Source organism: Desulfitobacterium sp. (genome assembly GCF_982384815.1).
Map to the genome: position 1 here is coordinate 1 of NZ_CEVWNY010000155.1, position 5,735 is coordinate 5,735.

The 5,735-nt window shown below is 46.6% G+C and carries 6 protein-coding genes; all 6 read right to left on the reverse strand.

Going from position 1 to position 5,735, the window contains the following annotated elements:
• A partial coding sequence (gene yajC, locus AC1U9U_RS15240) for a preprotein translocase subunit YajC (RefSeq protein WP_479961409.1) occupies positions 1 to 152 on the reverse strand: 152 nt, incomplete at its 3' end.
• Between the two features lie 86 nt (positions 153 to 238).
• Positions 239 to 1,357 (reverse strand): tRNA guanosine(34) transglycosylase Tgt, encoded by a 1,119-nt coding sequence (tgt, locus tag AC1U9U_RS15245; RefSeq protein ID WP_479961405.1) that lies wholly within the window; start codon positions 1,355 to 1,357, stop codon positions 239 to 241.
• A 34-nt stretch (positions 1,358 to 1,391) separates the two neighbouring features.
• Positions 1,392 to 2,417 carry a tRNA preQ1(34) S-adenosylmethionine ribosyltransferase-isomerase QueA gene (gene queA, locus AC1U9U_RS15250; protein ID WP_479961406.1) on the reverse strand — a complete coding sequence of 342 codons (1,026 nt, stop codon included), beginning with the start codon at positions 2,415 to 2,417 and terminating at the stop codon, positions 1,392 to 1,394.
• A gap of 30 nt (positions 2,418 to 2,447) precedes the next feature.
• Positions 2,448 to 3,830, reverse strand: a complete 1,383-nt coding sequence (locus AC1U9U_RS15255; RefSeq protein WP_479961407.1) for a SpoIID/LytB domain-containing protein — start codon at positions 3,828 to 3,830, stop codon at positions 2,448 to 2,450.
• 52 nt (positions 3,831 to 3,882) lie between these two features.
• On the reverse strand, positions 3,883 to 4,938 hold the full coding sequence (gene ruvB / locus AC1U9U_RS15260; RefSeq protein ID WP_479961408.1) for a Holliday junction branch migration DNA helicase RuvB: 1,056 nt from the start codon (positions 4,936 to 4,938) through the stop codon (positions 3,883 to 3,885).
• 179 nt (positions 4,939 to 5,117) lie between these two features.
• A complete protein-coding gene (ruvA, locus tag AC1U9U_RS15265) occupies positions 5,118 to 5,714 on the reverse strand; it encodes a Holliday junction branch migration protein RuvA (protein WP_479961410.1) in 597 nt (198 codons plus the stop codon).
• Positions 5,715 to 5,735: the final 21 nt, after the last annotated feature.

Consider the following 5,735-nt stretch of genomic DNA (forward strand, 5'->3'; position numbering starts at 1 on the left):
CCGGCAGTAATAATCTTATCATTAACACGTAAACTATCCAACATAGCACGCCTTTGCTTTGCCTGTTTTTGCTGGGGGCGGATCATAAAGAAATACATAATAGCGAAGAAAACCCCCATATAAAGAAGTAGAGTAAGTGTACTATTGTCCATAAAACTATTATCCTCCTTTTATTGTTGCTCTTACTGAAGTATAACTATTCCCCATAGTGTGCCTGAAATCCTGCTTTACAATTGGATTAATTCTCGTAACCGTAGTCGGAGAAAAATTTGCGGCGATACTCGGGAAGCCGCTCTTCCTTAATCGCTTCGCGGATTTCGCTCATAAGATTCGTTAAAAAACGGAGATTGTGGATGGTCATCAGACGCAAACCCAAAATTTCATCGGCCTTAAGTAAATGTCGTATATAGGCTCGAGAATAATTTTTACAGGTATAGCAGTCGCAGGTGGAATCAATGGGGGAAAAATCCCGTGCTGAATCAGCGTTCCTTACCACGAGTTTGCCAAACCGGGTAAGGGCAGTGCCGTTGCGGGCAATTCGCGAGGGAAGCACACAATCAAACATATCGATTCCCCTCATCACTCCTTCAATCAGTGCATCAGGTGAACCCACTCCCATCAAATAACGTGGCCGATCTTTAGGCAGAAGTGGCACGGTATAGTCCAAAACCTCATACATCAGGTCTTTGGGTTCACCGACACTTAAGCCACCCACTGCATAACCCGGCAGATCTAATTCAACGATTTCAGCAGCGCTTTGTTTTCGTAGATCTTCATACATGCTTCCTTGCACTATGCCAAAAAGTGCTTGTCTGTCCGTAGTTGTAAGAGTTTCCTTACAGCGTTTCAACCACCGGGTGGTTCGCTCCATTGAGGCCTTGGCATATTCCCTGGTAGCCGGATAGGGAGTACACTCATCAAAAGCCATTACGATATCGGATCCCAGAGCCATTTGGACTTGAATGGCAATCTCCGGGCTTAAGAACTTTTTCGATCCATCTAGGTGAGAGCGGAATTCCACTCCCTCTTCTGTGATCTTGCGCAAGTCCCCTAAGCTGAAAACTTGAAATCCTCCGCTATCGGTAAGAATTGCCCCATCCCAATGCATAAATGCATGAAGGCCACCTGCTTCCCGGATCAGTTCATGACCGGGACGTAAAAAAAGATGATAAGTATTACTTAATATTATGCCCGCTCCCAGATCTTTTAATTCCTCCGGGGTCATGGTTTTTACCGTGGCTTGAGTTCCCACCGGCATAAAAACAGGAGTCTCAATAACTCCGTGAGGGGTATGGAGTTTGCCCAGACGCGCCCGGGTTTTGGTATCCTCTTTTAGAATTTCGAGGCGTACTGCCATGAAGTTTTTTCACATCCCTTTCTGGTATTTAGAGTCAGAGAATTAGCATCGCATCACCAAAGCTATAGAAGCGGTAACGCTCTTTGATAGCAATATTATAGGCATTTAAGACTCGCTCGCGGCCGGCTAAGGCACTCACCAGCATTACTAAAGTGGATTTGGGAAAGTGGAAATTAGTGATCAAGCCGTCAAGGATTTTAAAGGAATAGCCGGGGTAGATAAAGATATCGGTCCAACCTTCTTTCGCCTCGACCCGGCCATTGTCATTCGCCACTGACTCCAGAGTCCGGGAAGCTGTGGTACCTACTGCGATAACTCTACGCCCTTGACTCTTAGCCAGGTTGATACGCCGGGCAGCCTCCGGGGAAACTCGATAATACTCGGAATGCATATTATGTTCTTCGACATTCTCCACTTTGACAGGGCGAAAGGTTCCCAAGCCCACATGCAGGAGGATTTCAACTATTTCTATTCCCTTTGCCTTTAGGGAATTGAGCAATTCCGGTGTAAAATGAAGCCCTGCCGTGGGGGCTGCCGCTGAACCACTCTCCTTGGCATAGACGGTCTGGTAGCGTTCCTTATCCTCTAATTGTTCGGTAATATACGGTGGTAAGGGCATATTCCCCAATTGGTCAAGAACGGCTTCAAAAATTCCCTCATAGGTAAACAGCATAACCCGATTCCCATTCGGTAAAATCTCTAATAATTCACCCCGTAATAAACCATTGCCGAAAATGACTGTCTGGCCTTCCTTTAAGCGTTTACCCGGTTTGATCAGGGTTTCCCATACATCCTTTTCCCGACGGGTCAGTAACAAACACTCAATTTTGGCTTGAGTATTCTCTTTTTCACCAATCAGGCGAGCGGGGATAACCTTGGTATTATTGACCACCAAAAGATCCCCTGCCTGAAGTAAGCCAGGGAGTTCCCGAAACACATGATGGTCGATTCCACCCGTAGCACGATTGAGGACCATTAGTCGAGAAGAATCCCGCGGTTCCACCGGATGTTGAGCAATCAGCTCTTCGGGAAGGTTAAAATCAAAATCCTCTAATTTCAAAATGATTCTCCTTTTTCTATAGCCAAAGGATCAAAGATATGACTTGATTAGATCAGTCTGCCGATAATAGAATTCAAGGATTTCCCGATAGGTATATCCTCGTTGGGCCATTTGATAGGCGCCCCATTGAGACATACCAACGCCATGACCCCAACCTCTGCCATTGAAAATAATGACATCATAAGGGGCGGGAAAATCTCGTATTCCCTGGGCGGAGCTTATAATCCGATTTAAGCGGGGGCCACGATTTGCTTCCATTAGCTTATTGATATCCATCTCGGCAGCATAGGGGTTCACGGGCATTCCTTTGACCCGGTTTTCTAAAGAAAACACGGTTGTTTCCGTAGGTATTTGCTGAACATCAAAAAGATTGCCCAAAAAGGCTTGGGCGGTGATAGGTTGTCCATAAGGGTAAAACTTCTGAACAAATGACCGGCCACCGACACTCATCAGTTTACCATAAATATCTTGCATACTCACCTTTTTTACCCTACCGGAAGGGAGTTTGTCAAGTTCAATTTTGGTAATTGGCCCCATTGCAAAAGCTTCTCCTAAGATATCCGCCCCAATAATAAACCGCCAACGATCTGCTGCCCCGCCAATCCCTCGGGAAAAGGGGTCTGGTTGGGAAATAAAATGGGGGTCCGGATTAGACCATACATTCTCGGCTAATTCCGAATATCCTCCATTATGAGAGGAATAGAGAGCATCAATAGGTTGATAGCTAATAGAGTCTACCAGGATTTCACCTCGTGTCGCCTCAACGGCTTCGCTGGCTCTGCCCTCTACATTCTTTCCCAGATAGGCCTGGTCATAATCGGGGGAATCGGTAATTCGGGTGGTTTTTTGGGTTTTTCTTACCATATAGGTTCTCGCTGTAACGGCTTGAGCCTTAAGGGCTTCTAAGCCGTCGGCCGCCCAGGAGTTGCTCATTTCTATAGGTACCACACCTTTGAGATACTCCTCTTGGTCCACTATATTGACCAGCTTGCAGCTTCCATTTTGCCAACGAATCTTCAAGCTTCCCCGATAACTAACACGTTCACCGTCGGGAGTCAGGATTTGAACCCCACCTCTGTCTCCCTGTTTTATCAGTTCAATTTCGCTGCCGCTCCAAACCTGAAAAGGGCTAAAATTCTTTTTTAAAGCCGGGGTCCAGCCTCCCCAGGTCATTTCCAGGCTCGATCCGGCCGGGTAGGGAGTCTGAGTCACTTTATCCTTAGTTACTTCTTTAAGCAGATAATTTCCTTGTTCGATCTGAACCTTTACCCACCCTGCGTCCCCAAACTTCCAAACCAATTCCACTTCAATTTCTTTGGCATGGCAAGGAGCAGCCTGAAATAATAGACTACCGGATAGAAGAATAACCAACATCATAACACGAAAAGACAATCTGTCTGAGAAAGGCAGCATCGCAAGACCACCTCACAACTCTTTTCCACAGATTGCCCGTTTCGAGTTTTATCTATTCTTTTTCTCCTAGTGTAGTGTTAAATAAACTGTCTCCCGGCAAATCATCCTTCGGCACCGGAGCTAGAGGAATATTGAGGTGTTGATAAGCTCTAACCGTAGCTACCCTGCCACGAGGTGTCCTCTGCAAAAAACCTTGTTGGAGCAGGTAAGGTTCCACCACATCTTCAATGGTTTCCGATTCTTCACCAATAGTTGCGGATAGTGTCTCTAAGCCAACCGGTCCCCCTGCAAACATTTGAATAATCGTCAAAAGACATTTTTGGTCAATTCGGTCTAATCCCGCAGGGTCAACCTCAAGACGATCCAAGGATTTGCGGGCTAATTCTTCTGTGACTGCCCCGTTTTCCCAGACTTGTGCATAATCACGCACCCGTTTTAAGAGACGATTAGCGATACGCGGAGTCCCACGAGATCTCCGGGCAATCTCGGCTGCTCCTTCATGAGTAATCTCCAAACGTAAGATTCCTGAAGCCCGGGAGATAATCTTGACCAAATCCTCCACTTCATAAAATTCGAGACGACTGATGACCCCAAACCGATCCCTTAAGGGTGAGGTTAGCTGCCCGGCCCTGGTGGTTGCTCCAACTAAGGTAAAGGGAGGCAAGGTTAAACGAATCGAACGGGCACTGGGGCCCTTGCCGATTACGATATCCAGACAGCCGTCTTCCATAGCCGAATAAAGTATTTCCTCGGTAGTTCGGCTTAGGCGATGAATTTCATCAATAAATAGTACATCGCGAGCTTCCAAGGAAGTAAGAATCGCCGCCAAATCCCCCGGTCGTTCCACTGCCGGTCCTGAGGTAGTACGGATATTGACTCCCATTTCAAGGGCGATGATATTGGCTAAGGTCGTTTTGCCCAGTCCGGGCGGACCATAAAGAAGAACATGATCAAGAGCCTCGCCACGGGCTAAGGCTGCTTGTATAAATATCAGAAGGTTTTCTTTTACTTTCGTCTGTCCTATATAATCAGTCAGCCGATGGGGGCGAAGGGCTTCTCCTTCTTGATCCCCCGGGAGCTGCTGCGGGCTGATCATCCTTTCTTCCATACAACTTTTCTCCTCTATTTTTTAATAAGATCCTTCATTCGTAACTTCTTCAGGATGACATATTATAGTCCATCGGTCGTACCCCTTCAGGATGACATATTATAGTCCATCGGTCGTACCCCTTTTGGATTATATACGTTGTCCGACCGTCGTGTCATACTGAGCGAAGCGAAGTATCTTCAAGCCAGAGAGCGAAGAGCCAAACGCACTTGCTCCTCCGTACCCAGCTCTTTGGCTGAATCAGGAATTAACTGGAGAGCCTTTTTCGCTTCTTCCTGGCTAAACCCAAGAGCAAGAAGGGTTTCCATAGCTTCCGAGTAGGAAGCCCCCTGATTAATAGCGACTTGAGAATTTGCATCTTCGATGACCGAAACTCTATCCTTAAACTTCTCCTTAAGTTCCAAAATCAATCTCTGGGCACTCTTTTTCCCGATCCCCGGGACTTTGGTTAAGAGAGTGACATTTTCGCTGGCAATGGCACTTTCCGTCTGCCCCGTACCTAAAGTCGACAACGTGGAGAGGGCGGCCTTTGGCCCGATACCCGTAACTGTAAGCATCATCAAAAAGAGCTCTTTTTCGGCTTCCGAGGCAAAACCATAAAGTGAGATTTCATCCTCACGCATAATCAAATGAGTATACACAATCAATTCCTGCCCGGAATTGACCTTGCTTAATAATCCTAAAGGGGTAGCTATTTGATACCCCACCCCTTGAACATCGAGAATCAGTTTATCCGCTTGAATCTGCCATACTTTTCCCCTTAGCATTCCTATCAAAGGGCTCCCCCCATTCTGTTC

Bases quoted from the DNA above. Each gene is read 5' to 3' on its own strand.
- tgt (WP_479961405.1), bottom strand. From the start codon at position 1,357: ATGGCAGTACGCCTCGAAATTCTAAAAGAGGATACCAAAACCCGGGCG.
- AC1U9U_RS15255 (WP_479961407.1), bottom strand. From the start codon at position 3,830: ATGCTGCCTTTCTCAGACAGATTGTCTTTTCGTGTTATGATGTTGGTT.
- ruvB (WP_479961408.1), bottom strand. From the start codon at position 4,938: ATGGAAGAAAGGATGATCAGCCCGCAGCAGCTCCCGGGGGATCAAGAA.